Origin of the sequence: Zoogloea oleivorans, from assembly GCF_008107625.1 — a bacterium.
Classification (GTDB): Bacteria; Pseudomonadota; Gammaproteobacteria; order Burkholderiales; family Rhodocyclaceae; genus Zoogloea; species Zoogloea oleivorans.
This window is the reverse complement of record NZ_SDKK01000004.1, coordinates 34336-59093: the sequence shown is the minus strand read 5'-3', so window position 1 is coordinate 59093 and position 24758 is coordinate 34336. Positions and strand designations below refer to the sequence as shown.

Here is a 24758-nt window from a genome sequence, read left to right as displayed (position 1 = left end):
GGGTCCAGGCCGTCGGGTCGGTGGCGTCGAGAGCGGTGGCCTCTTCGGCGGCGACCAGCGCGGCGGGCAGATGGCGGGCCGACTGCAGGGCGTAGCTGAGGGCCAGCCGGGCGGCGGCGGAACTGGTGTCGAGGCTGACGGCGCGGCGGGCGGCGGTTTCGGCGGCGCTGCTGTCGTTACGGGCGACCAGCACGATGGCCTCGACAGCGGCGAGGGAGGCGCTGGCATCCGGGGCGAAGCGGGCGATCAGGACACGGGCCTCGTCCACCCGGCCGATGCCCAGCAGGGCGCTGGCCTTGAGGGCGGCGAGATTCGGCTGGGTGTCGGTTTCGGGCAGGGTGGAAAGGGTGTCGAGGGCTTCGCGGAAGCGGCCGCGGTCGGCATCGCGCCGGGCGGCATCGAGTTGCTGGCGGATGGCGGGGGGCGAGGCGGCCAGCTCGGCGTCGGACAGGCGCACCACGTTGGGGTAATGGATGGCCCAGGCGACGGCGTCCAGCGGACGCACGGCGATGCTGCCGGGGGCACTGCCGGCACGGGCTTCGCTGGCTTCGCCGGCCCCGAGGCTTTGCTCGCCGGCGCTGTTGGCGGTGCGTACGCGGCCTTCGGCAACGACCACGCGAGCCCGGGTGTCATCGCTGGCAACGGTGAATTCAGTACCATCCACCAGCGCGTTAACGAAGGGGGTGATGACGCCAAAGCGCTTGCTGAAGCGGCTGATCACATGGACCACGCCGTGCCCGAGTCCAAGCTCGCCGCTGTTGGCTGCTGGTGGCAGGGTCAGGGTGGTGTTCTGGTCGAGGCGGACGAGGACGTCCTGGCTCAGTACCACGGCGGCGCGGCCGGGGCCGCGGACGGCCACCTGGTCACCGGGGCACAGGATCTGCCGGGCGCTGGCGGTTTGCCAGACCTTGCTGGTGGCTGCACGCACTTCGACGCGGCCTTCAATGGCGCTCAGTCGGCCGGCCTGGGGATCGCAGGCCAGGGCGTCGAGCGCGAAACCGGAAAGGGCCAGGGTCAGGCCGAAACAAACCGGTCGCAGGGCAAAACGCTGCGGTAAATCAACTGGGGGCTGCATTTTGGTCACATCGGAAGGAAGGCCTAAGGAAGAACAAAATGGTTTCTGTCCCGATATTAACTGTAAAAGGATGTGATTCGCGACCGTGGTCGGGCTTCACGGGCAATTTCATTTGCTGCTGAGGATCACGCAGCCATCGGCATCGGGCACGGCCGTGCCGGCCAGGCGGGCCTGGCAGCGCTGCAGGTAGAAGCGGCCGGGCCCGTCGTTCGGGCAGAGGCTGAGAAGTTGCTGCAGGTGGATCACTGCCGACTGGGGCGCTTCGCAGGCGTAGGCGCTGCGGGCGGTGTCGAAGGCTTGGGCGGCTTCGGCGGGCAGGGGGGCGGCCAGGATTTCGTGGAGTTCTATGGGGCTGCGCTTGCCGGCCAGGATGAAGGGGCCGAGGGCACGGGCGTGACCGCCTGCGCTGCCGTGGGCGGTGACGGCGCCAGAGGCGAGGATGCGCGTGCCGAGCGGTTTGTTGGCGCCCTGGATGCGGCTGGAGGTGTTGACGATGTCGCCGACGGCACGCAGTTCCCGGTGCTGGCTGGCGCCGACTTCGCCGAGAAAAACCGGTCCGTAATGCAGGCCGAAGCGGGTCGGCAGGGTGCCGTCGTCGTGTTCGGACCCGTTCATCAGGCGGTGCAGCTCCAGCGCTGCGGCGCGGGCCTGCCGGCAGGCTTCGCTGGCGGAGTCGTCGGCCAGCCACAGGCACATCACCGAATCGCCGACGATGTCCATCACATGGCCGCCGTGGGCGGTGATGACGGGGATGAAGCGCTCGAAATAGCGGTTCAGCGCGTCGCGGGTGGCCGCCGGGCTGAGTGTTTCGGAAAGGGTGGTGTAGGCCTCGATGTCGCTGCACAGGCACACCCCGTGCACGGTACGGCCACCCGTGCGGCCCTGCAGCAGGATGGCCAGCTTGTCACTGCCCTGCCGGCTCAGGCCAAGGCTGAGGGCTTGTTCGAGACGACGCTCGCGCAGGCGGGCGGCGCGGGTGTGCAGGACCAGCCCCCAGGCGGTGACGATGAGGGGGGCGGCGATCACCGGCAGGATCAGCGGCAGCCACAGGTGCAGGTGTGCAAAGCTCCAGGTGGCCACGGTCCCCCAGGCGAGGGCCAGGGTGGCGGTGATGGCGAGCGCCCGGCGGGTGCGGGCCAAGTGCCAGGGCAGGGTCAGCAGGGCGATCCAGCCAAGCAGGGCGCCCACCATGCTCGCGTCAGCGGGGCGTTCGAGGCTGCTGTCTTCGAGCAGGTTGGCGAGGGCGGTGGCGCACAGTTCGACACCGCTGAGATCGAGCCCGTCCGGCGTGCTGAAGGGGGTGCGGAACATGTCCGACTGGCGTGACTGGTTGAATTCGGAGAAGCCGATCAGCACCGCCTTGCCGCGAAAGGCCGCATCGCCGGCGACAGGATCGGCCACCAGCGTGAGGGCTTCGGCATAGGAAATGGTGCGGATCGTGCCGATCGGGCCGTAGAGGTTGAGGGTGCGCCGCCGGGGGTCGGGGATGAGGCTGGCCGGGTCGGGACGGGGGGCCGTCATGCGGTGGGCCATCAGCATCGGCAGGGATGGCCGGTCGCCGACGCTGGGGACGAAGCCCCAGAATTCGATCACGCCGTCGGGCGTCTTGGGCATGATGAAGGGGCCGCCGGCCCAGGCGGCATCGCGCAGCAGGGGCTGGGCCTGGGTGAGCCGGTCCATGGTTGCCAGGGTTTCGCCGCCGGGGGAGGTGACCGGTTCGCGGGTGATGCTTTCGACGAGGACCACGTTGCCGGCTTTTCGCATGGCTCCGGCGAGGGCCTGGTCGGCGTCGGCTTCGCGGGCGCGCTCGAAGAGCACGTCGAAGCCGATGACCCGTGCGCCTCGCCCGGCCAGTCCTTCGACGAGCCTGGCGTGCAGGCCGCGGGGCCAGCGCTCGGGGCGTTCCGACTGTCCGAGGGCGCGTGCCGAGCGGGAGTCGAGCGTTACAATGACCACTGCTGGCGGCGCCGGACGCGTGCCTCTGAGGTAATACAGTGCGTCCAGCCCGGTGCCCGATTCGAGCTCCCGGAGCGGCGAGAGCAGGACGAGAGTCAGCGTCAGCAGCGAGGCCAGCAGGAGTACGACAAAGGATATATCAAGGCGTTTCACGGAAACGTGTGTCAGGATTGCAGCTTGGAGAGGGGTTAAAAGGGATTGCTGGCCGTGAATTATCTGGATCGGGTTGATTTGTTCGAGGGGCTGACCGAGAGTCAGGTGAATGCACTTGTCGAACGTTCGCGCATGCGTGTTTTTGCGGCGAACACCATCGTCGTGAGCGAGGGCGATGAGGGCAACAGCCTGTTCATCATACAAAACGGTTCACTCAAGGCATTTCTCACCGACAACGTCGGACGCGAGGTGACCTTGTCGCTTCTTGATCCCGGTGATTATTTTGGTGAGCTCGCGCTGCTCGACGAGGCCCCCCGTTCGGCGTCCGTCATGGCCGTGACGCGTAGCGAAGTATTGCAGATTCCCCGCACGGCGTTCCTTGAGCTGATCGAGGTTTACCCGGCTTGTCTGCAGTTGGTGGTGCGCAATCTGGTTGGGCGTATCCGCCTGCTTACCGAGAGCGTCCGTTCGCTGGCGCTGGTGGATGTGTTCGGGCGCATTTCACGGGTCTTCGATTCCCTGGCGGTGGAGCAGGACGGTCTGCTGCTCATCGACCGTCGCCTGACCCAGCAGGATCTGGCCAACATGGTCGGCGCCTCGCGGGAAATGGTGAATCGGATCCTGCGCGACCTGGTGGCCGGCGGTTATATCGAAATCGAGCAGCAACGCATTTTGCTGTGCAAGAAGCTGCCCCGGCACTGGTAGTTCAAACCGTGTAAAGCCCCTGCTAATAACAAGGAAATTCTTCTCCTTTTGGCTACACTGAAAGTAGACAAAGGGAGAAAAATCATGAGCTTTATCGATTCGCCCATCGGCCGCTGTGAAGCGGTTCGCGAGATGGTCCTGACCGACCAGACTCAACGTCAATGTGCCTTGGAGCATGGCTGTCCGCCCGGTCGCAATTGTCCGCTGGATGGTTGTTTTGCCGAGATTTCCGGCGTGACGGAAGAATCCACGCTGAGCGAGTTGGCGGCTGCCGAAGCGCGCCACAAGGCGCTCTGAAGCATGGCCAACCGAACGCTGGGAACTCGTCAAAAGCTGGTTTTTCGCGGGCCTGACAAAGGGCCGGGGAAGGCTGGCGTTACGGGGCCGAGAAACCCGTTGGTGGTGCCGGCCCTGTTGCGCAAGGCGGGGCCGCACGGGAAGGTGGCCGGTGCACTGCGGCAGGAGGAGAAACGTTCCGCCGCCCGGCAACTGCAGAAATTGCTCGGGGTGCTTCCCACCGACGGGGAGTGACTGCTTGCGTTAAGCGGTTTTTAGCGCAGCTTTTCCAGCAGGCCTTCGAGTTGATCCAGGCTGCCAAAGTGGATGGTGACCGCGCCGGCGCCCTTGTTGTTGGCCTTGATCTTCACCGTCGCGCCCATGCGGTCGGCGATTTCCTCTTCCAGGCGCAGGATGTCCCGGTCGGGCGGGGGCGCGCTCTGTTTTGCCTTCGGATTGAGTTCGTTGTGCACCAGGCGTTCGGCTTCCCGCACTGACAGCCCTTTGGCGGCGATCAGGTTGGCGAGGCCGACCTGCGTGGCGCCGTCCAGCGGCAGCAGCGCACGGGCGTGGCCCATGTCAATGTCGCCGGCCATCAGCAGTTCCTGCACCTGGGGCGCCAGTTGCAGCAGGCGCAGCAGGTTGGAGGCCGCCGGGCGCGAGCGTCCAACCGCATCGGCAGCCTGCTGGTGGGTCATGCCGAACTCGTCGATGAGGCGCTGGATGCCGGCGGCTTCTTCAAGAGGATTGAGGTCTTCCCGCTGGATGTTCTCGATGAGGGACATGGCCAGTGCGGCCTCGTCCGGAATCTCGCGCACCAGGCACGGAACGCTGCTCAGTCCAGCGATCTGGGCGGCGCGCCAGCGGCGCTCGCCGGCGATGATCTCGTAGCGCTTGGCGTCGAACAGGCTGCCGACCGGGCGCACCAGGATGGGTTGCATGACCCCCTGGGTCTTGATCGAGGCGGCCAGCTCTTCCAGTGAGCCCGGGTCCATGCGCGTGCGCGGCTGGTACTTGCCGGGCTGCAGCTCGGCGGCCGTGAGCGTCTGCAGCTCGCCTTCGGCCTTGTCGGCGTCATTGTTGGCGGCGAGGAGCGCGTCGAGGCCGCGGCCGAGGCCTTTGAGTTTGGGCGTTGCCATGGTGTCCCTTAGAGAGTCTTGACCCGCTCGATCATTTCTTTGGCGAAGGCCAGATAGGCCTGGGCACCCTTGGCGCTGCGGTCGAAGACCACGCCGGGCAGGCCGTGGCTGGGGGCTTCGGCAAGGCGCACGTTGCGCGGCACGATGGCCTTGAAGACCTTGTCGCCGAAGTGGGCTTCGAGCTGGGCGGAGACCTGTTGCTGGAGCGTCACGCGGGGGTCGAACATGACCCGCAGGAGGCCGATGATGCCGAGGTCGCGGTTGAGGTTGGCGTGCACCTTCTTGATCGAGTTGACCAGGTCGGACAGGCCTTCGAGGGCGTAGTACTCGCACTGCATCGGGATGATGACCCCGTGGGCGACGCACAGGCCGTTGAGGGTCAACAGCGACAGGGACGGCGGGCAGTCGATGAGGATGAAGTCGTACTCTTCGGAGTGCAGGGCGAGGGCGTCGCGCATGCGGTTCTCGCGCCGCTCGAGGCCGACCAGCTCGACTTCGGCCCCGGCCAGGTCGCGGTTGGCGGGAATCACGTCGTACTTGCCGGCTTCGGAGCGCACCCGGGCTTCGGCCACGGTGCACAGGCCGACCAGGAGGTGATAGACCGACCGCGTGAGCTCACGCTTGTCGATGCCGCTGCCCATGGTGGCGTTGCCTTGCGGGTCGAGGTCGATCAGCAGGACGCGCTGACCGGAGGCGGCGAGGCCGGCGGCCAGATTGACGCAGGTGGTCGTCTTGCCGACGCCGCCCTTCTGGTTGGCGATGCAAAAAATGCGGGCCATCTTCAGGTTCGTTTCACAGTAATGAGGTGGCGTTCCGCGTCGAGGCCGGGAACCTGGAGTTCCACGCTGCGCTCGAGCACGAAACCGGCCGGGATGCGGGCGATTTCATCGGCAGGGTACACGCCCTTCATGGCGAGGAGGCGGGTTTCCGGTCCGGCCAGGTGGGCGGTGAGGTTTACAAAGTCGGCCAGATCGGCAAAAGCGCGGGAAATGATGCCGTCCACGGGCAGTTCCGGCGCATAGGGCGGCTGCCAGTTTTCGATGCGGGCATGATGGGCGCGAAAGTTGTCGAGCTTGAGCTCGATCCTGGCCTGGTTCTGGAAGGTGGCTTTCTTTTGCACCGTTTCGACGGAGTCGACCTGCAGCTCGGGCCGGCAGATGGCCAGCACCACGCCGGGCAGGCCGCCGCCGGAGCCCACGTCCACCAGGCGATTCACGCCGGCCAGATGGGGCAGCACGGACAGCGAGTCGAGCAGGTGATGGGTGACGACCTGGGCTTCGTTGCGGATGGCGGTGAGGTTGTAGACCTTGTTCCACTTGATCAGCAGGTGGCCGAAGGCGAGCAGGCGTTCCGCCGCGTCGGCGGGAAGATCAAGACCGAGGGCGGCAATGCCCTGCTTCAGGGTGTCGGTGGCGCTCATGCGGGTTTTTGCTCCGTGATCCGGGCCAGATCGCCGCGCTTGAGCCACACCAGCAGTAGCGAGATCGCGGCCGGGGTGATGCCCTGGATGCGGCCGGCCTGGCCGATGGTTTCCGGCTTGTGCAGGTTGAGGCGACCCTGCACTTCCTTCGACAGGCCGCGCACGGTGGTGTAGTCGAGGTCGGGCGGCAGGGGGGTGCTTTCGGCGCCGGCCTGGCGGGCCACTTCGTCGAGCTGGCGGTCGATGTAGCCTTGGTACTTGGCGGCGATTTCGAGTTGTTCGACCACCTGCGGGTCGGTTTCGAGGCCTTCGGGGGCGCCGGGCAGGGTCATCAGCGCGGCGTAGCGCACGTCGGGGCGGCGCAGCAGCTCGAAGTAGGAGTATTCGCGTTCGATGGCCTTGCCGAGCACGGCTTCGGCGGCTTCGGCCGGCACTTTGGCGGGGGTTGCCCAGGTGGCACGCAGGCGAGCGGCTTCGCGTTCGATGGCTTCGCGCTTGGTGCAGAAGGCCGTCCAGCGCACGTCGTCCACCAGGCCCAGCTTGCGGCCGGTTTCGGTAAGGCGCAGGTCGGCGTTGTCCTCGCGCAGGCTCAGGCGGAACTCGGCGCGGGAGGTGAACATGCGGTAGGGCTCGGTGACGCCGCGGGTGATCAGGTCATCGACCAGCACGCCCAGGTAGGCTTCGTCGCGGCGCGGGCACCAGGCGTCCTGGCCCTTGACCTGCAGCGCTGCGTTGATGCCGGCCAGCAGGCCTTGCGCGGCGGCTTCTTCGTAACCGGTGGTGCCGTTGATCTGGCCGGCAAAGAACAGCCCGCCGATGGATTTCGTCTCGAGGCTGGACTTGAGGTTGCGCGGGTCGAAGTAGTCGTACTCGATGGCGTAGCCGGGGCGCAGGATGTGACAGTTTTCGAGGCCGCGGATCGACTGCACAATTTGCAGCTGCACGTCGAAGGGCAGGCTCGTCGAGATTCCGTTGGGGTAGATCTCGTGGGTGTCGAGGCCTTCCGGCTCAAGGAAGACGTGGTGGCTGTCCTTGTCGGCGAAGCGGTGGATCTTGTCTTCGATGCTCGGGCAGTAGCGCGGGCCCACGCCTTCGATCACGCCGGAATACATGGGCGAGCGGTCGAGGTTGGCGCGGATGATGTCGTGGGTGCGGCTGTTGGTGTTGGTGATCCAGCACGGCAGCTGGCGCGGGTGCTGGGCCGCGTTGCCGAGGAAGCTGAATACCGGCACCGGATCGTCGCCGGGCTGCTCCTGCATCACCGAGAAGTCGATCGTGCGGGCGTCGAGGCGCGGCGGCGTGCCCGTTTTGAGGCGGCCTTGCGGCAGGGCCAGTTCCTTCAGGCGCTGGCCGAGGCTGATCGCCGGTGGGTCGCCGGCGCGGCCGGCGGCGTAGTTCTGCATCCCCACGTGGATCAGGCCGTTGAGGAAGGTGCCGGCGGTGAGCACCACGGCGGGCGCCTCGAAGCGCAGGCCGATCTGGGTGACCACGCCGGTGACCCGGTCGCCGACCACGGTGAGATCGTCCACGGCCTGCTGGAACAGCCACAGGTTGGGCTGGTTCTCGAGGCGCTGGCGGATGGCGGCCTTGTACAGCACCCGGTCGGCCTGGGCGCGGGTGGCGCGCACGGCCGGGCCCTTGCTGGCATTGAGGATGCGGAACTGGATGCCGCTTTCGTCGGTAGCCGCCGCCATGGCGCCGCCGAGGGCGTCCACTTCCTTGACCAGGTGCCCCTTGCCGATGCCGCCGATGGACGGGTTGCAGCTCATCTGGCCGAGGGTTTCGATGTTGTGGGTCAGCAGCAGGGTGGCGCACCCGGCCCGTGCCGCTGCCAGCGCGGCCTCGGTGCCGGCATGGCCGCCGCCGACAACGATGACGTCGAATCGGGTGGGATGAAGCATGGGTAAACCGGGGAAAGGTCAATCGGGGGAGCCGAATGATACGACCTTGCGCTGCAAAAATACAGCGTCGCACCTTTTGAAGTAGTGGAAAAACAGCGGATTTACAACGGCTTATCTGCAAGTTTCGGATTTTCGGAGGGCTTGCCGGGATATTTTTGCCGATGCCGCAGTCTCATTCAAACTTTTAATTGTTGCATCGAACAATATTTCGATGATCCAGCTCAAGTTTGTTGGCAGGTTTCCGTTGAGCCTAGCAGTACATGAGGTGCCACCTGATGCAGTCCAGCAGAAACAACAACCTGGCATGCTCATGAGTCCATATCGTCGCTCCGAACCCGCGTCGGTGGAGCTGGGAGTCAATAAGTGAAAACAATAATGCTGGTCGATGATTCGGCCACGGTGCTGCTCTCCATTTCGGGGATCCTTGCGAAGGCCGGTTTTCAGGTCGTGACCGCCAACTGCGCTGAAGACGGCCAGAAGAAGCTGGCTGCCGGTACCAAGCCGGATCTGCTCATCACCGACCTCAACATGCCGGGCATGAACGGGATCGAGTTCATCAAGGTGGTGCGCCAGAGGCCTGAGCTGCGCTTCATGCCCATTCTGTTTCTGACCACCGAGTCACAGCAGAGCAAGCGTGTTGAAGCCAAGGCGGCGGGCGCATCGGGGTGGATCGTCAAGCCGGCAACGGCCGAGACCCTGCTGAGCACGATCAAGCTCGTTTTGCGCTAAGCCGCTCGACCCATCATGGAAATCCGGAACAAGTCCCGGCGGCGGAAGACTTTGCTCGCCAGCGTGACGGCGGCAGGGGCATTTGTCGTCGTGTACTTCGCCAATGCGGGTTATCACGACCTGCTGCTCAACAAGGTCGGCCTGAGCCAGGCCTTGGTGGATGCGCTGGGGGCTTTTGCCGCTGTTCTGGTGAGTTTCGAAGTTCATCAGCTGCTGTCCATCGCCCGTTACCGGGATGCCAGCTACGGCGCCGAAAATGCGCTCCGCCATGCCCGGGAGGCGGCTGAGGCGCGCGCCGCGGTGGCCACCGAAGTAAGTCGTTCCCTCGACGATGTGCCGCACCTCAACAGCATCCTCGTCGGCCAGCTCAATGCGGTGACCGAGCAGACCGAGGCGGCTGCACTGGGCATGGTCCAGCGTCTGCAGGGGGTGGATTCGGTGGTGCAGGACCTGGACGGCGTCGTCCAGTCCTTCTCGCGGGAGTCCAGCGAGATCGTTGCGGCGGCCAACAGTCGTGCAGCCCGCAACCAGCGCACCCTTGAAGATCTGCAGGCCTACATCCACCGGCGCCTCGCCAATGTCGGCGAGGAGCAGGAACACGTGATGTCGGCCCTGGCCGAGGCCAAGTCCCTGTCCCAGTTCGTGAACCTGGTGCGGGAGATCTCCGGACAGACCAACCTGCTGGCCCTCAATGCGGCGATCGAAGCCGCCCGGGCCGGCGATGCCGGACGCGGTTTCGCGGTGGTGGCGGATGAAGTCCGCAAGCTGGCTGGGCAAACCGATCAGGCTGTGGTGAAGATCAACGAGGGCATCGACCGGGTGATCAAGACCATCGAGTCCAAGTTTAGCGCCCAGCTCGACCAGTCGATTTCCAATGCCGAAGAAAGTGCCCTGCACACCGTCGCGGAGCAATTCAACGAAGTCAGCCAGAGCTACGCCGAGCTTCTCGACCACGAGAACCGGATTCTCGGTGTGTTCCGCGAATCCAGTGCCCGCCTCGCCGACATGTTCATGGAAACCATGGCCAGCGTGCAGTTCCAGGATGTGACGCGCCAGCAGATCGGCCACGTCATCGATGCCCTGCAGCGTCTCGACCAGCATGTGCAAAAACTGTCCGACTGTCTGACCGGCAAGGCGGCCGCCAGCGACATCCCGGCCATGACCGAGCAGATCGACCGGCTTTTCGAGAGTTACGTGATGGAGCGCGAACGCGACGAGCATCTGCGCCGCAGCGGTCGTAGCGCTCCCGTTGCCTCGCCGGGCAGCCAGAATGGTCCGGCGGTCGAGCTGTTCTGAGATTCCGGAGACCACCATGAATGTGACCCGTCGCGCCTTTACCGAGGATTTCACGATCTACCGGGCGAGCGAACTCAAACCCCGGTTGCTGGCGGCCATTGGCGAGGGCGAACGCATCGAGCTGGACCTGGCGGGTGTCGAGCGCATGGATTCGGCCGGTTGTCAGCTGCTGATCCTGGCCAAGCGTGAAGCCAGCGCGGCCGGCAAGACGCTGGCCATCGTGGCCCACAGCCCGGCCGTGCAATCTCTGATCGAGTTCTACAACCTTGCAGCCTGGTTTGGCGACCCTCTCGTCGTCTCCGCGGAATAGCTCCGGCGACCCATCATGGACGAACTGAAACAAGTCTTCTTGCAGGAAAGCAACGAGCAACTGGACGCGCTCGAAACCTTGCTCCTCGAGCTGGAAAACCGGCCGGACGACGAAACCACCCTCAACGGCATTTTTCGCGCTGCTCACACCATCAAGGGTGCGGCGGGGATGGTGGAATGTGCGGCGGTCGAATCTTTTGCCCATGTGGTCGAAAACGTGCTGGACCGGCTGCGCAATCACGAGATTGCGGTGACCACCAAACTTGCCGCCCTCATGCTCGGCTGCACCGACCACCTGCGGGTACTGGTCGCCAACGAGGCCGGGGTGGCGCAGGTGACCATCGAATGGATCGAGGGGCAAAGCGCCAGGCTGCTCACCGAACTTGGTGAATACGGCCCGGGCGGGCAGGTTTTTGCGACGCCGAAGGCGTCTGAATCCGGCGTCGAGCGCATTCCGTCGAACCGCTCCGGCCACAACTGCTGGCATATCTCGGTACGCTTCGGGCCCGATGTGCTGCGCCAGGGCATGGATCCGGAGAACTTCCTGCGTTTTCTTGAGACGCTGGGCAATATCCAGCACATGGAAACGCTGGCCGACGTCATGCCGCCGGCCGCCGAGATGGATCCGGAGCTGTGTTACCTGGGCTTTGAAATCTCCCTGGAGTCGAGTGTCGACAAGCAGGCCATCGAAGACATCTTCGCCTTCGTCCGCGATGAATGCCGCCTGTCCATCCTGCCGCCTAACAGCAAGGTGGCCGACTACATCGAACTGATCGAGAGCCTGCCCGAAGACTCCCTGCGCCTCGGCGAAATCCTTGTGCGGGTCGGTGCCCTGACGGCCGACGAACTGGCCGAGGGCCTGCGTAGCCAGGCTGTTCCAGCCGGTGCCGAGCCACCCGAGACGCTGCAGATCGGTGAGATTCTGGTCGCCCAGCAGGTCGTGCAGCCGGAACTGGTTGCCGCTGCTGTGGCCAAGCAGGCTCAGGTCAGCGAGAAGAAGGCCCAGGACGCCAAGCTGATCCGCGTTCCCGCCGACAAGCTCGATCACCTCATCAACCTGGTCGGCGAACTGGTGATTGCCGGTGCCGCCACCAGCCTGCTGGCCCACACCCGGCGTGACGGCGAACTGATCGAATCCTCGTCCCTGCTGACCCGCCTGGTAGAGGAAATCCGTGATGCGTCCCTGCAACTGCGCACGGTGCAGATCGGCGAAACCTTCAATCGCTTCCATCGCCTGGTGCGCGATGCCTGCAAGGATCTGGGCAAGGAGGTGGAGCTGGTGATTGGCGGTGGCGAGACCGAACTCGACAAGTCGATTGTCGAGAAAATTGGCGATCCGCTGATGCACCTGGTGCGCAACTCTCTCGATCACGGTATTGAATCGCCCGCTGTGCGTGAGGCCGCCGGCAAGGATCCGCGCGGCACCCTGACGCTCAATGCCTGCCACGACGCCGGCAATATCGTGATTGAAGTTGCCGATGATGGTGCCGGCCTCAACCGCGACAAGATTCTTGCCAAGGCCATCGAGCGCGGCCTGGTGGAGCCCGAAGCGCATTTGTCCGACCGGGAAGTCTTCGACCTGATCTTCGCTCCCGGCCTGTCCACCGCCGATCAGGTCACCAACCTGTCCGGCCGCGGCGTGGGCATGGACGTGGTGCGCCGCAACCTGCAGGCCCTGCGCGGCACCATCACGGTGGACAGTAGCGCCGGCCACGGTACCCGCCTGACCCTGCGCCTGCCGCTGACGCTGGCGATCATCGATGGTTTCCTGGTGGTGTCCGGCAACCGTTCGTATGTGATTCCCCTTGACGCGGTGGTCGAGTGCATCGAGCGGCCCGCGTCCGAACACAACCGCAACTACTTCAACCTGCGTGGGCAGGTGCTGCCATCCGTGTGTCTGCGCGAGAGTTTCGGCCTGCCCGGCGAGCGCCCGGCCCGCGAAAGCGTGGTGGTGGTGCAGTACGCCGGCCAGCGTGCCGGCATCGTGGTGGACCGTCTGGCCGGTGAGCTGCAGGCGGTGATCAAGCCGCTTGGCGCCATCTTCCGGCATATCCAGGGCATCGGCGGTTCGACCATCCTGGGCAGTGGAGAAGTCGCACTGATTCTCGATATTTCGGCACTCATCAAGATTTCGGGTCAGGCAGAGCAGCGCCTGATTGCACGTCCCGAGTTACGCAACGCCTGACATTTTTTGCATCATCCGGAGAACCAATCATGTTCAATAACCTGAAGATCGGCGTGCGCCTCGGGCTCGGCTTCGCCTTTGTACTGTTGATGCTGGCGGCGATCTCGATCCTGTCGATCACCCGCATTAACGAACTCAACGCCGGCATTGACGAGCTGGCGGAGGGGCGAATTCCCAAGATCGTGCTGTCCGACGAGCTCGCATTCAACGTTCAGCTTGTCGGCCGGGGCGTGCGGAACATGATCATGACCACCGACAAGGGCATCGAGAAGCAGCAGCTGGAGGCAATTGCCAAGGCGCGCAGCCGCAACAGCGAGATCTACCAGCAGGTCGCGCCGCTGGTGCAGACGGAAAAGGGCAAGGCGATTCTCGCCAAGGCGACCGAGGCCCGTGGCAAGTACAACGCGGTGACGGACAAGTTGCTCCTGGTCGCAGATACCTCGTCTTCCCAGTACAACCAGGAGAAGGCGACCCAGATCCTGTTTGGCGAGTACACCGAAGTTGCCGGTGTATATAACGCCGTCCTGGCGGAATTTGCCGCCTTCCAGATCGATGGTGCCAAGAAGGCCGGCGTGCATGCCGTCGAGCTGGCGAGTTCCTCGCGCAGTCTGGTCATTACCCTGGCTTCGGTGGCCTTCGTGCTCGCCGCGCTGTTTGCCCTGTGGCTGACCCGCAGCATCACCCGGCCGGTCAATCAGGTGGTGGATGCCGCCAAGAAAATGGCTGCCGGCGACTTTGACTTCACGCTCAAGAGCGATGCCAAGGATGAGATGGGGCAGGTGGTGCAGGCTGTCGAAGCGATCCAGAGCGCGGTCAAGGCCATGTCCTCGGATGCCATGCTGCTCGCCAAGGCCGCGGTCGATGGCCGTCTGTCCACCCGCGCCGACGCCAGCAAGCACCAGGGCGATTTCCGCCAGATCGTCGACGGCGTCAATCAGACCCTCGACTCGGTGATCAACCCGCTGAACGTGGCCGCCAACTACGTGGACCGCATTTCCAAGGGCGACATCCCGCCGAAGATCACCGACAGCTACAACGGCGATTTCAATGCCATCAAGAACAACCTGAACACCTGCATCGACGCGGTGAACAAGCTGGTGAGCGATGCCGGCGTGCTGGCCAAGGCGGCCATTGAAGGGCGTCTGGCGACGCGGGCAGATGCGGCCCAGCATCACGGCGACTTCCGCAAGATCGTCGAAGGCGTCAATCAGACCCTCGATTCGGTCATCAACCCGCTGAACGTGGCGGCCAACTACGTGGATCGTATTTCCAAGGGCGACATCCCGGCCAAGATCACCGACAGCTACAACGGCGATTTCAACGCCATCAAGAACAACCTCAACACCTGCATCGACGCGGTCGGCAAGCTGGTGGCCGATGCCAGCCTGCTGTCTGCCGCGGCGATTGCCGGCCGCCTCGAAACCCGTGCGGACGGCAGTCAGCATCAAGGTGATTTCCGCAAGATCGTGGATGGCGTGAATGGCACGCTGGATGCCATCGTCGGCCCGATCAACGAAGTGCGTCGCATCATGACGTCGATCGAGCAGGGCGACCTGACCCAGAACATCACGCAGGATTATCAGGGCGATTTCAAGGCCCTCAAGGAAGCGGTGAACAACACCGTCGGCAAGCTCTCCGACACCATCACCCAGGTGCGCACCGCTGCCGATGCGCTGACCAACGCTTCCGGCCAGGTGTCGGCCACCGCCCAGTCCCTGTCCCAGTCGTCCTCCGAGCAGGCGGCCAGCGTCGAAGAGTCGTCGGCTTCGGTCGAGCAAATGTCGGCCTCCATCAACCAGAACGCCGAGAACGCCAAGGTCACCGACAGCCTGGCCTCCAAGACGGCGGTGGAAGCCACCGAAGGCGGTGGTGCGGTGAAGAACACCGTCGATGCGATGAAGAAGATCGCCCAGAAGATCGGCATCATTGACGACATCGCCTACCAGACCAACCTGCTGGCCCTCAACGCGGCCATCGAAGCCGCCCGCGCCGGCGAGCATGGCAAGGGCTTCGCGGTGGTGGCGGCCGAAGTGCGCAAGCTGGCCGAGCGTTCGCAAGTGGCGGCGCAGGAAATCGGCGGTCTGGCCGGCGATTCGGTGGGGCTGGCCGAGCGCGCCGGGCACCTGCTCGACGAGATCGTCCCGTCCATCCGCAAGACGTCCGATCTGGTGCAGGAAATCGCTTCCGCCTCGCAGGAACAGTCGTCCGGTGTGGCACAGATCAACAACGCCATGAACCAGCTCAACCAGGCCACCCAGCAGAACGCGTCGGCCTCCGAAGAGCTTGCCGCGACCGCCGAGGAACTGGGCGGGCAGGCCGAGCAACTGCAGCAACTGATGCAGTTCTTCACCATCGACGAGCGCAACATGGGTCGCGGCATGGGGCGTGCAGCACCCGCCGCAGCCACCCGCAGCCCCGCCAGCAAGCCGCGAGCCGGCGCGCGGGTGGCGGGTTTCGCGTTCAACGAGAATGATTTCGAGAAGTTCTGAGCAGCGAAAGGAGCCTGATCATGTCCGCGCTGTCCGCTTCGCCGGCCAACACCGCTGTCGCCGGGGCCAAGGCCCCGGTGGTGGTGGAGTCTAGCCCGGCCCAGTATCTGACCTTCCTCCTCGGTGGCGAGATGTTTGCCGTCGGCATTCTCAACATCAAGGAAATCATCGAATACGGTGCCGTCACCGAGATTCCGATGGTGCCGCCCTTCATCCGCGGGGTCATCAACCTGCGCGGGGCGGTAGTGCCGGTGATCGACCTGGCCAGCCGCTTCGGCGGCAAGCGCTCGGAAATTTCCCGGCGTACCTGCATCGTCATCATCGAACTCACCGAGAACGATGAGCGCCAGGACATCGGCGTGGTTGTGGACGCCGTGTCGGAGGTGCTGGAAATCCCCGTTTCGGAAATTGAGCCACCGCCGTCCTTTGGTGCCCGCATCCGGGCGGATTTCATCAAGGGCATGGGCAAGGTGAATGGCAAGTTTGTCATTCTCCTCGAGGTGGACAAGGTGCTTTCTGTGGACGAGATCTCGTCCTTGTCGCGTATTGCGACCGAGGGCGTGGATACCGTTACCGGAGGCACGCCGGCGGCCTGAGGGCCGGCTGCTCATGGACTACGCCAGCTTGCCCGCTCGCGAGATCGAGCGTTTGTCCCGCAACGTGGCGCCCGGCGCCTGGGCGGTGGAGCGGGAACGTCCGCTGTCCACCTTGCTGGGTTCCTGTGTGGCCGTGTGCATGTTCGACGCGCAGGCGCGGGTCGGCGGCCTCAACCACTTCATGCTGCCCAACATGCAGAGGAGCGCCAACAGCGAGGTGGACTCCCTGCTTGCCGGCGACTACGCGATGGAGGCGCTTCTCAATGCGCTGCTGTCCCAGGGCGCGCGGAAGGCGCGCATTCAGGCCAAGGCGTTCGGGGGCGGCACCATCATCGATACGTCCGGGCAGTCCTTCGCCATCGGGCAGCGCAACGCCAGGTTTGCCCGCGACTGGCTGCAGCGGGAGGGTATCCCGATCATTGCTTCGGATTTCCTCGGTCCCTGGTCGCGCAAGCTGCTTTTTCTGCCCGGCAACGGTGATGCCTGGTGCAAGCGCATCGTCACTTCCCATGCCACCGCCGAGGTGATTGCCCGGGAGGAACGCGCTTATGCGGCCACCCTTGTCACACCGAAGGCGCCGGACAACAACGTCGAACTGTTCTGAATCTGCCATGTACAGGGCCAGCGCCGCCGCAGGAAACCCCATGGTTTCGGCCATTACCGACCAGGAATTCGCTCTTTTTCAGCGCCTGATCTACAAGATCGCCGGCATCAGCCTGTCGGACGCCAAAAAGGTTTTGCTGGTCGGGCGCCTCTCAAAACGCCTCAAGCATTACAACTTCGGCACTTTTTCGCAGTACTACCGGATGCTGGCGAGCGGTTTGCATCCCGAAGAACTGCAGGTGATGGTGGATCTGCTCACCACCAACGAAACCTACTTCTTCCGGGAGCCTGGCCATTTCCAGTTCCTGCGCGACGAAATCATCCGTCCGCGGCGCAATCCTTCGACTTTCCGGGTGTGGAGCGCCGCCTGCTCGACCGGCGAGGAGGTCTACACCCTCGCCATGCTGCTCGCCGACACGCTGACCAGTGCTCCGTGGGAGGTGGTGGGTTCGGACATCAGCACCCAGGTGCTGGTCAAGGCCGAGGCGGGGCATTACCCTCTTGAGCGTAACGAAGGGATTCCGGCGGGCTATCTGGCCAGGTATTGCCTCAAGGGCGTGCGCTCCCACAGTGGCAGTTTCCTCATCTCGCCGGAACTCAAGCGGCGGACCCGCTTCCAGCAGGTGAATCTGACCCTGCCTGTCGATGCCGGGATCGGCGATTTTGAGGTGATTTTTCTGCGTAACGTCATGATTTATTTCGACATGGAAACCAAGCGCAAGGTCGTTGCCAATCTGTTGCCGCGCCTCAAGTCCGGCGGGCACCTGATCATCGGCCACTCGGAAACCCTCAACGGCATCCAGCAGGGCCTGGAAACGGTGCGGGCGACCATCTACCGCAAACCATGATCGAGTTTGGTGACGATATCCGGGAAGTCTTTCTGCAGCCTGGTGGTTTCCATTTCGGTGGTGGGCGTACGCGCATTTCCACACTGCTCGGTTCGTGCATTTCCATCACCCTGTGGCATCCGGCCCGGCTGGTCGGCGGCATGTGCCACTTTATGCTGCCGTCCCGTGGCCAGTCGGCCGGTGCGGCCCTCGATGGCCGTTACGCCGATGAAGCGCTGGTCCTGTTCGACCGGGAGGTGGCGAAGGCCGGCAGCCGGCCGGGGGATTACCAGGTCAAGGTGTTCGGCGGCGGCAACATGCTGACCCGCGCGGACGATAGCTCCGAATTGATGGACATTGCCGCCCGCAACGTCGAGTCGGCTTATGCCTTGCTGGCTCGCCACGGCTACCGGCCGGCGGCGCTGGCCCACTGTGGTGGCAAGGGGCATCGCAAGCTGATTTTCGATCTGTGGACCGGTCATGTCTGGCTGGCCCATCGGCCCCTGGGCAGTGTGGCCTGATGGCGTCGGCGCCGATCCGCGTGATGATCGTGGACGACTCGGCCATCGTCCGTCAGGTTGCCAGCGAGGCCATTGCAGCCCAGCCCGACATGCGGGTGCTGGCCACCGCTGCCGACCCGCTCTTCGCCATCGAAAAGATGCGCAAGGAGTGGCCCGACGTGATCGTCCTCGACATCGAGATGCCACGCATGGACGGGCTGACCTTTTTGCGCAAGCTGATGGCCGAGCGGCCGACGCCGGTGGTGATCTGCTCGTCGCTGGTGGATCGGGGGGCCCGGGTGAGTCTCGATGCGCTGGCTGCCGGCGCGGTGAGCGTGGTCGCCAAGCCCAAGGTGGGCGTCAAGCAGTTCCTGCAGGACGAGAGCGAAAGCCTGGTGGCGGCTGTCCGGGCTGCCGCCAGTGCCCGGCTGCAGCCCTTGCGGCAGGCGGCTGTGCCGCGTCCCAAGCTGACCCTCGACGATTTGCCCCGCGGGCCGCGTCTGGCCCCGTCCGGCGACCGGACCCGGGTGGTTGCCATCGGCACTTCCACGGGCGGCACCCAGGCCCTTGAGAGCGTGCTGACGACGCTGCCCGAGGATGTGCCGGGCATCGTCGTGGTGCAGCACATGCCGGCCGGCTTCACCGACATGTTCGCCCGTCGTCTCGACGGCCTCGCCCGCATCCGTGTCCGCGAGGCCTGCCACGGCGACCGCGTCGAGCCCGGCCTGGCCCTGATCGCTCCGGGGGGCCGTCACCTGCAACTGGCGCGGGATGGCCGGGGCTATCACGTGGGCGTGGTGGACGGCCCGCTGATCAATCGTCACAAGCCTTCGGTGGACGTCCTGTTTCGCTCGGTGGCGAGAGCCGCCGGCCACAATGCGCTGGGCATCATCATGACCGGCATGGGCGACGACGGTGCCCTTGGCCTGAAGGAAATGCGTGATGCGGGTGCGTCGACGATCGGTGAGGCCGAAGAGACCTGCGTGGTGTTCGGCATGCCGAAGGAGGCCATGCTGAGGGGCGCGGTGGAGAGCGTGCTGCCCCTGCATGACATTGGTGCGGGGTTGGTGGCCTGGAGCCGGACACCGACAAATAGGGCCTGAGCGGACTTAATCTTGAAGGGAAAAAGCCGTTAAGAATAAACGGCCATAAAATCAGGGTGTGTCCATTGCTTGATGGGCCATTGATTTGGCGCAACCCCGCGACCTCAAAGGGCTTTGTTCCATGTCTTTTCCTCCGGCGCTCTCAGGCCCCAGTTCCGATTGCAGTGAAGGGCTGGCGCAGGAGCACAAACGTCTCAAGGCCCTGATCCAGAACCTGCCGGATCTGGTATGGCTGAAGGATCCGGACGGTGTTTACCTCGCCTGCAATTCGCGCTTCGAGCATTTTTTCGGGGCCTGTGAGGCGGACATCCTGGGCAAGACCGACTACGATTTCGTGTCCCGCGAGCAGGCCGATTTTTTTCGTCGCAATGATCTGGCCGCCATCGACGCCGGCCGGGCGGTACGCAACGAGGAAATCGTGGGGTTTGCGGCTGATGGCCATACGGAGTGGCTCGAAACCATCAAGACGCCGATGCGGGATGCCGATGGTCGCCTCATCGGCGTGCTTGGTGTCGGGCGCGACGTCTCCGAAGCCAAGCACGCCGAAGTCCGCCTGAAACGCGCGAACCGGGCCTTGAGTACGGTCAGCGAGTGCAACCTGGCCCTGGTCCGGGCTACGGACGAACAAGCGCTCCTGCAGGACATCTGCCGCCTGATTGTGGTGTTTGGTGGCTACCGGATGGCGTGGGTCGGCTTTGCCGAAAATGACGCACAGCAGTCGGTACGGCTGGCCGCCGAGTTCGGGGTGGTGAATGGCTACTTCGACACGCTGAGTTTTTCCTGGGCGGATACCGAGGCCGGCGGTGGTCCGACCGGTACGGCGATCCGCGAGGGCAGGCCGAGCCTGTGCCGCAACATTCATTCTGATCCGCGTTTTGCCCGCTGGCGCGATGCCGCCGTGCGGAGCGGTTATGGCTCATCCTGTGCGCTGCCCCTGCTGGGCGAGGATGGGCAGTGCTTCGGCGCCCTGAACGTCTATTCGGTCGAGGCGGATGCCTTCGATGACGAGGAAGTCCGGCTCCTGTCGGATCTGGGTCGTGACCTGGCCTTTGGTGTCCGGGCCTTGCGCGACCGGGTTGCGCGGGATGAGGCCCAGCGCCGGCAGCTTACTGCCGAGCGGCAACTGCGTCATGTGCTGGAGGCGAGTCCGACCATTCTCTATGCCTTGCGGCTGGTGGACGGACAATTCATGCCCGTGATGGTCGGGGAGAATATTCGCAGGATTTTCGGCTTTACACAGGAGGAGGTCCTGACGCCGGACTGGTGGGCGAGCCGGATTCATCCGGAAGATCGGTGCGAGGCCCTGTCCCGCTCAAGCTCTTTGCTGTCCGAGGGGCAGATCGGCCATGAGTATCGCGTTGCCCACCGGGATGGCCGCTATATCTGGATACGCGATGAATTGCGCGTTGAGGAGCGGGCTGGCGGGCAGGGCGTGGAAATTGTTGGCGCATGGACTGACATCACTGTGCGCAAACGCATCGAACTGGCCTTGCAGAATCAGCGGCATGTGCTCGAAATGGTGGCCTCCGGGGCTGCGCTGGGCGACACGCTCGAGGCCCTGGTCCGGGGGGTCGAGGCGCAGATGCCCGACATCCGGGCCTCCGTTTTGCTGCTTGACCCCGACGGTATCCATCTGCGTCATGGCGCTGCACCCAGTTTGCCGGAGGGCTATATCCGTGCCGTCGATGGCGTTGCCATCGGTGAGGGTGTCGGTTCTTGTGGCACGACTGCCTGGCGCGGTCAGCCGGTGATTGTCGAGGATATCGCCCGTGACCCGCTGTGGGAGCCCTACCAGGCTCTCGCGGCGCGCCATGGGCTGATGGCCTGCTGGTCTTTCCCCATTCTCAGCAGGGATGGGCGGGTGCTGGGGACTTTCGCGCTCTATCCCGGCGAAGTGTCCGGTCCGACCGAGGCGCACCTGGAGCAGGTCGCCCTGGCCACCGATGTGGCGGCCATCGCCATCACCCGCTACCGGGAGGAGTCGGCCCTGCGCGCCAGCGAGACCCGTTTCCGGCAGCTCTTCGAGGTGGCTCCGGTTCCCCTGAGCCTGTTCTTTCCCGAAGGCGAAGTGGTGGATCTGAACCGCCGCTTTGTGGAAACCTTCGGCTACGAACTGGCGGATGTGCCAAATCTCGAGACCTGGTGGTTGAAGGCCTATCCCGATCCGGAATATCGTGCGTGGGTCATTGCCACGTGGCAGCTGGCTGTTGCCGAAGCCTGGGCGGCGCAGCGCCCGGTCAAGCCCACGGAGTTCCGGATCACCTGCAAGAATGGTGAGGTGCGCACTTTGCTGGTATCCGGTTCGGCTGTAGGGGCCATGTTCATGGCGACCTTCTTCGACATCACCGAGATGCGCAAGCTGGATGCCCAACTGGCGCTCTATCATCACCATCTGGAAGATCTGGTGGCCGAGCGCACCGGGCAACTGGCCGAAGCCCGCCAGCGGGCAGAGTCCGCCAGCCACGCCAAGAGTGCCTTTCTGGCCAACATGAGCCACGAGATTCGTACGCCGATGAATGCGATCCTCGGTCTGGCACGCATCATCGAACGCAGCCCGCTCGACGCCGCGCAGCAGGATCGTCTGGCCAAGATTCGCAATGCCGGCGCCCACTTGCTGTCGATCATCAACGACATCCTGGACATCTCCAAGATCGAGGCCGGCAAGCTCAACCTGGAGTCCATCGATTTCTCGCCGGAATCCCTCTTCAACCAGGCCCACTCCCTCATTCACGACCGGCTGGCGGCCAAGCGCCTGACTTTCCGTTCGGATACCGACGGTCTGCCGCCAGTCTTGCGGGGCGATGTGACGCGCTTGCGCCAGGCGCTTCTCAACTATCTCGGCAATGCGGTGAAGTTCACCGAGCATGGCGGGGTCGTCCTGCAGGCGCGGGTGGTCGAGGAGGGCGCGCATGATCTGCTGGCCCGTTTCGAGGTGCTTGATACCGGAATCGGCATTGCTGCCGACCAGTTGTCGCGGCTGTTCCAGTCTTTTGAGCAGGCGGATGCCTCGACCACGCGCAAATACGGTGGCACCGGTCTCGGCCTGGCCCTGACCCGTCACCTGGCCGAACTGATGGGTGGCGAGGCCGGGGTCGCCAGTGAGCCTGGCCAGGGCAGCGCCTTCTGGTTTACCGCGCGTCTGCAGAAGCGCCCCGGGGTCATGCTGCCGGTCAGCACATCCGAAGTGCCGGTCGACACCGCGACGGCCATCGCCCGGCGCCTGCGCGGCATCCACGTACTACTGGTGGAAGACAATCTCCTCAACCAGGAGGTGGCCGTGGATATGCTCAGCAATCTCGGACTGATCATCGACCGGGCCGCCAACGGCATGGAGGCCGTCGAACTGGCCGGGGCGGCCGCTTATGATGTGATTCTGATGGACATGCAGATGCCGGTGATGGATGGCCTTGAGGCCACCCGCCGGATTCGCTGCCTGTCGGGGCGGGAGCGCACACCGATCGTGGCCATGACTGCCAATGCCTTCGATGAAGATCAGGAGGCCTGTCTGGGAGCCGGCATGAATGATTTCATTGCCAAACCGGTAGAGCCGGAAGCGCTGTACCGGATGATCTACAAGTGGCTTGGCGCCGATTGGCGGGGAGACGCCGATCCGGCGCCACCTCTGTCTGTCCTTTCCCCTCCGCCCGCGCCCCCGCTTGTGCAGGAGACCGACTGGGAAGCGCGCTTCCGTGCCATCGACGGTCTCGACGCCGAGCGGGGAGTGCGGGTCGTGCGCGGAAAATGGCCTACTTATGCCCGCCTCCTCGGCCTGTTTGTGGATTCTCAAGCCGACACGGTCGAGCGCCTCAATGCGTGTCTGGCTGCGGGAGACTTGCAGGAGATCGGGCGCGTGGCGCATTCTCTCAAGGGCTCCGCCGGCAACGTGGGGGCGACCGGTGTGTTCGGTCTCACTGAAGCGATCTGCAATGCGGTGCGGGACGGGCGGGGCGCCGAGACCCTTGCTGATCTGCTGGCCACCCTGAGCGAGACCATGCCGGTTCTCCTTGAAACGATTCGCCAGCGCCTTGCCGGGCCCGGGGAGACCATTCTATGAATAGTGCATCCCATATCGTGCCTTTTCAGTGGGCGGATTATTTCGAAACCGGCTTTGACGACGTGGATGGACAGCACCACAAGCTCGTCGATCTGATCAACGTGCTGGCCCAGCGGGCGGCCAGTGGTTCCGAGCTGCAGCCGGTCGAATTGACCCACGTGCTCGACGGGCTGGCGCGCTACGCACTGCATCACTTTGCCACCGAAGAAGCCTTGATGGAGGCTGCCGGGCTTGATCCGCGCCACCTGCGTGCACACCGCCAGCTTCATGCGGATTTCGTCACCCAGGTGGAGGAAATGCGCAGCACCGCCGACCCGGCCCGGGTGGTGCCGGTCCTGTACCGTTTCGTCACCAGCTGGCTGACCTTTCACATTCTCGATACCGACCACAGCATGGCCCGCCAGATGCGTGCGGTGGCCGCCGGCAGCACGCCGGAGGCGGCCTTCGAGGCGGAAAGTGGGCATCGGGGCGATCCGGGCAATACGGCCCTGATCGGTGCCGTGCGCAACCTGCTCGGGCTGGTGGCCGAGCGCAACAACGAACTGGCATCGATTAATGCCCGCCTGGAGCAGCGGGTAGCCGAGCGAACGGCGGCACTGACCGCGGCCAACCAGGCCTTGCGGCATACCCTCGATTCCCTGGAGGATACCCGTACCCGCCTGCAGGAAGCCGACAAGCTCGCGGCGGTCGGCCAGCTTGCCGCTGGCGTGGCCCACGAGATCAATAATCCCCTGGCCTTTGTCGCCTCCAATCTGGGTACTCTGCGTGAGTACGCCGAGCGCATGCTGGCGCTGGTGAATACCGCTGACCGCCTCGCGGCAACTTCCGCCAATCGTGAGGCCTGGCAGGCCGCTCGGGCCGAGACCGATCTGGAGTTCATCCGCGAGGATCTGCCGGTGCTGGTGGTCGAGTCCACCCGCGGCCTTGGGCGGGTCGCCGAAATCGTGCAGGCCCTGCAGGGATTCGCCAGTCCAGGGCCATCCGAAACGAGCGAGGTGTCCTTGAGTGCATTGCTCGACGGGGCCATCAAGGCAACCGCCGCGAGTCGGCGTCCCGGTCAGGAGGTGGTCCGCGGCTACGGGGTTCTGCCAAGCATGGCGGTCAATCCGACGCTCCTCGGCGAGGCCTTCAAGGCGCTCATCGACAACGCCGGTCGTGCGCTCGGGAATGTTTCGGGAACGCTTACCGTGCGGGCACGGGAGGTGGGTGCCGAGCTGGTTGTCGATGTGGAGGACACCGGTTGCGGCATGGACGAGGCGACCCGCTCACGCATTTTCGAGCCGTTCTTCACGACGCGCCCGGTGGGGCAGGGGCGGGGTCTCGGCTTGTCATCGGCCTACCGGATCGTGCGCCAGCACGGCGGGCGTATCGAGGTGGGCAGTGTGCCGGGAAAGGGCAGTCGCTTCCGGGTGCTATTGCCGCTGCATGCTTCCGCCTGACAA

20 protein-coding genes are annotated in these 24758 nt (G+C 64.6%); 14 read left to right on the top strand and 6 right to left on the bottom strand.

Going from position 1 to position 24758, the window contains the following annotated elements:
- Together ETQ85_RS27240 and ETQ85_RS05045 are read right to left on the bottom strand one after the other, a co-directional pair.
- A partial coding sequence (locus tag ETQ85_RS27240) for a FecR family protein (RefSeq protein WP_148578146.1) occupies positions 1–1075 on the bottom strand: 1075 nt, incomplete at its 3' end.
- A 108-nt stretch (positions 1076–1183) separates the two neighbouring features.
- Positions 1184–3184, bottom strand: coding sequence for a CHASE2 domain-containing protein (locus tag ETQ85_RS05045; RefSeq protein ID WP_187394584.1), 2001 nt, complete (start codon positions 3182–3184; stop codon positions 1184–1186).
- 54 nt (positions 3185–3238) lie between these two features.
- Here ETQ85_RS05045 and ETQ85_RS05040 point away from each other — a divergent pair, with 54 nt between their 5' ends.
- Together ETQ85_RS05040 and ETQ85_RS05035 are read left to right on the top strand one after the other, a co-directional pair.
- The gene (locus ETQ85_RS05040) at positions 3239–3889 is read left to right on the top strand and encodes a Crp/Fnr family transcriptional regulator (RefSeq protein ID WP_187394583.1); all 651 of its coding nucleotides are present in this window, start codon (positions 3239–3241) and stop codon (positions 3887–3889) included.
- A gap of 84 nt (positions 3890–3973) precedes the next feature.
- Entirely contained in the window at positions 3974–4186 is a 213-nt protein-coding gene (locus ETQ85_RS05035) for a hypothetical protein (protein ID WP_148577967.1), read from the top strand.
- A 254-nt stretch (positions 4187–4440) separates the two neighbouring features.
- On the opposite strand, the gene ETQ85_RS05025 is transcribed toward ETQ85_RS05035, so the two are convergent.
- The 4 genes from ETQ85_RS05025 to mnmG are packed head-to-tail and all read right to left on the bottom strand — an operon-like array spanning position 4441 to position 8625.
- Positions 4441–5304, bottom strand: a complete 864-nt coding sequence (locus ETQ85_RS05025) for a ParB/RepB/Spo0J family partition protein (protein ID WP_148577965.1) — start codon at positions 5302–5304, stop codon at positions 4441–4443.
- An 8-nt stretch (positions 5305–5312) separates the two neighbouring features.
- A complete protein-coding gene (locus ETQ85_RS05020; protein WP_148577964.1) occupies positions 5313–6083 on the bottom strand; it encodes a ParA family protein in 771 nt (256 codons plus the stop codon).
- Between the two features lie 2 nt (positions 6084–6085).
- Entirely contained in the window at positions 6086–6724 is a 639-nt protein-coding gene (rsmG, locus tag ETQ85_RS05015) for a 16S rRNA (guanine(527)-N(7))-methyltransferase RsmG (protein ID WP_148577963.1), read from the bottom strand.
- Positions 6721–8625: a tRNA uridine-5-carboxymethylaminomethyl(34) synthesis enzyme MnmG gene (gene mnmG / locus ETQ85_RS05010; RefSeq protein ID WP_148577962.1), complete on the bottom strand. Its 1905-nt coding sequence runs from the start codon at positions 8623–8625 to the stop codon at positions 6721–6723. Before mnmG ends, rsmG begins: the two co-directional genes overlap by 4 nt.
- A gap of 363 nt (positions 8626–8988) precedes the next feature.
- On the opposite strand from mnmG, the gene ETQ85_RS05005 reads away from it, so the two are divergent.
- The 12 genes from ETQ85_RS05005 (at position 8989) to ETQ85_RS27235 (ending at position 24755) form a co-directional block, all read left to right on the top strand.
- Positions 8989–9354 carry a response regulator gene (locus ETQ85_RS05005; protein ID WP_148577961.1) on the top strand — a complete coding sequence of 122 codons (366 nt, stop codon included), beginning with the start codon at positions 8989–8991 and terminating at the stop codon, positions 9352–9354.
- A gap of 15 nt (positions 9355–9369) precedes the next feature.
- On the top strand, positions 9370–10650 hold the full coding sequence (locus ETQ85_RS05000; RefSeq protein WP_148577960.1) for a methyl-accepting chemotaxis protein: 1281 nt from the start codon (positions 9370–9372) through the stop codon (positions 10648–10650).
- 16 nt (positions 10651–10666) lie between these two features.
- Entirely contained in the window at positions 10667–10960 is a 294-nt protein-coding gene (locus tag ETQ85_RS04995; protein WP_148577959.1) for an STAS domain-containing protein, read from the top strand.
- Positions 10961–10975: 15 nt separating this feature from the next.
- Positions 10976–13144, top strand: coding sequence for a chemotaxis protein CheA (locus tag ETQ85_RS04990; RefSeq protein ID WP_148577958.1), 2169 nt, complete (start codon positions 10976–10978; stop codon positions 13142–13144).
- A gap of 29 nt (positions 13145–13173) precedes the next feature.
- The gene (locus ETQ85_RS04985) at positions 13174–15633 is read left to right on the top strand and encodes a methyl-accepting chemotaxis protein (RefSeq protein WP_148577957.1); all 2460 of its coding nucleotides are present in this window, start codon (positions 13174–13176) and stop codon (positions 15631–15633) included.
- A gap of 20 nt (positions 15634–15653) precedes the next feature.
- Entirely contained in the window at positions 15654–16229 is a 576-nt protein-coding gene (locus tag ETQ85_RS04980; protein ID WP_148577956.1) for a chemotaxis protein CheW, read from the top strand.
- Positions 16230–16242: 13 nt separating this feature from the next.
- On the top strand, positions 16243–16833 hold the full coding sequence (locus ETQ85_RS04975) for a chemotaxis protein CheD (protein WP_148577955.1): 591 nt from the start codon (positions 16243–16245) through the stop codon (positions 16831–16833).
- Positions 16834–16873: 40 nt separating this feature from the next.
- Positions 16874–17680, top strand: a complete 807-nt coding sequence (locus ETQ85_RS04970) for a CheR family methyltransferase (RefSeq protein ID WP_148577954.1) — start codon at positions 16874–16876, stop codon at positions 17678–17680.
- Entirely contained in the window at positions 17677–18180 is a 504-nt protein-coding gene (locus ETQ85_RS04965; protein ID WP_148577953.1) for a chemotaxis protein CheD, read from the top strand. Before ETQ85_RS04970 ends, ETQ85_RS04965 begins: the two co-directional genes overlap by 4 nt.
- Positions 18180–19262: a protein-glutamate methylesterase/protein-glutamine glutaminase gene (locus tag ETQ85_RS04960; protein WP_148577952.1), complete on the top strand. Its 1083-nt coding sequence runs from the start codon at positions 18180–18182 to the stop codon at positions 19260–19262. Before ETQ85_RS04965 ends, ETQ85_RS04960 begins: the two co-directional genes overlap by 1 nt.
- Before the next feature lie 121 nt (positions 19263–19383).
- Positions 19384–23316, top strand: coding sequence for a PAS domain S-box protein (locus ETQ85_RS04955; RefSeq protein WP_148577951.1), 3933 nt, complete (start codon positions 19384–19386; stop codon positions 23314–23316).
- Positions 23313–24755 (top strand): bacteriohemerythrin, encoded by a 1443-nt coding sequence (locus ETQ85_RS27235; RefSeq protein WP_148577950.1) that lies wholly within the window; start codon positions 23313–23315, stop codon positions 24753–24755. Before ETQ85_RS04955 ends, ETQ85_RS27235 begins: the two co-directional genes overlap by 4 nt.
- Positions 24756–24758 lie beyond the last annotated feature (3 nt).

Excerpts from the sequence above, each read along its gene's own strand:
- ETQ85_RS04955 (WP_148577951.1), top strand. The coding sequence starts at position 19,384 with ATGTCTTTTCCTCCGGCGCTCTCAGGCCCCAGTTCCGATTGCAGTGAA.
- ETQ85_RS05025 (WP_148577965.1), bottom strand. The coding sequence starts at position 5,304 with ATGGCAACGCCCAAACTCAAAGGCCTCGGCCGCGGCCTCGACGCGCTC.
- ETQ85_RS05000 (WP_148577960.1), top strand. The coding sequence starts at position 9,370 with ATGGAAATCCGGAACAAGTCCCGGCGGCGGAAGACTTTGCTCGCCAGC.
- ETQ85_RS04970 (WP_148577954.1), top strand. The coding sequence starts at position 16,874 with ATGGTTTCGGCCATTACCGACCAGGAATTCGCTCTTTTTCAGCGCCTG.
- ETQ85_RS05035 (WP_148577967.1), top strand. The coding sequence starts at position 3,974 with ATGAGCTTTATCGATTCGCCCATCGGCCGCTGTGAAGCGGTTCGCGAG.
- ETQ85_RS04980 (WP_148577956.1), top strand. The coding sequence starts at position 15,654 with ATGTCCGCGCTGTCCGCTTCGCCGGCCAACACCGCTGTCGCCGGGGCC.
- ETQ85_RS05020 (WP_148577964.1), bottom strand. The coding sequence starts at position 6,083 with ATGGCCCGCATTTTTTGCATCGCCAACCAGAAGGGCGGCGTCGGCAAG.
- rsmG (WP_148577963.1), bottom strand. The coding sequence starts at position 6,724 with ATGAGCGCCACCGACACCCTGAAGCAGGGCATTGCCGCCCTCGGTCTT.
- ETQ85_RS04975 (WP_148577955.1), top strand. The coding sequence starts at position 16,243 with ATGGACTACGCCAGCTTGCCCGCTCGCGAGATCGAGCGTTTGTCCCGC.
- ETQ85_RS04985 (WP_148577957.1), top strand. The coding sequence starts at position 13,174 with ATGTTCAATAACCTGAAGATCGGCGTGCGCCTCGGGCTCGGCTTCGCC.
- ETQ85_RS04995 (WP_148577959.1), top strand. The coding sequence starts at position 10,667 with ATGAATGTGACCCGTCGCGCCTTTACCGAGGATTTCACGATCTACCGG.
- mnmG (WP_148577962.1), bottom strand. The coding sequence starts at position 8,625 with ATGCTTCATCCCACCCGATTCGACGTCATCGTTGTCGGCGGCGGCCAT.
- ETQ85_RS27235 (WP_148577950.1), top strand. The coding sequence starts at position 23,313 with ATGAATAGTGCATCCCATATCGTGCCTTTTCAGTGGGCGGATTATTTC.
- ETQ85_RS04965 (WP_148577953.1), top strand. The coding sequence starts at position 17,677 with ATGATCGAGTTTGGTGACGATATCCGGGAAGTCTTTCTGCAGCCTGGT.
- ETQ85_RS04960 (WP_148577952.1), top strand. The coding sequence starts at position 18,180 with ATGGCGTCGGCGCCGATCCGCGTGATGATCGTGGACGACTCGGCCATC.
- ETQ85_RS04990 (WP_148577958.1), top strand. The coding sequence starts at position 10,976 with ATGGACGAACTGAAACAAGTCTTCTTGCAGGAAAGCAACGAGCAACTG.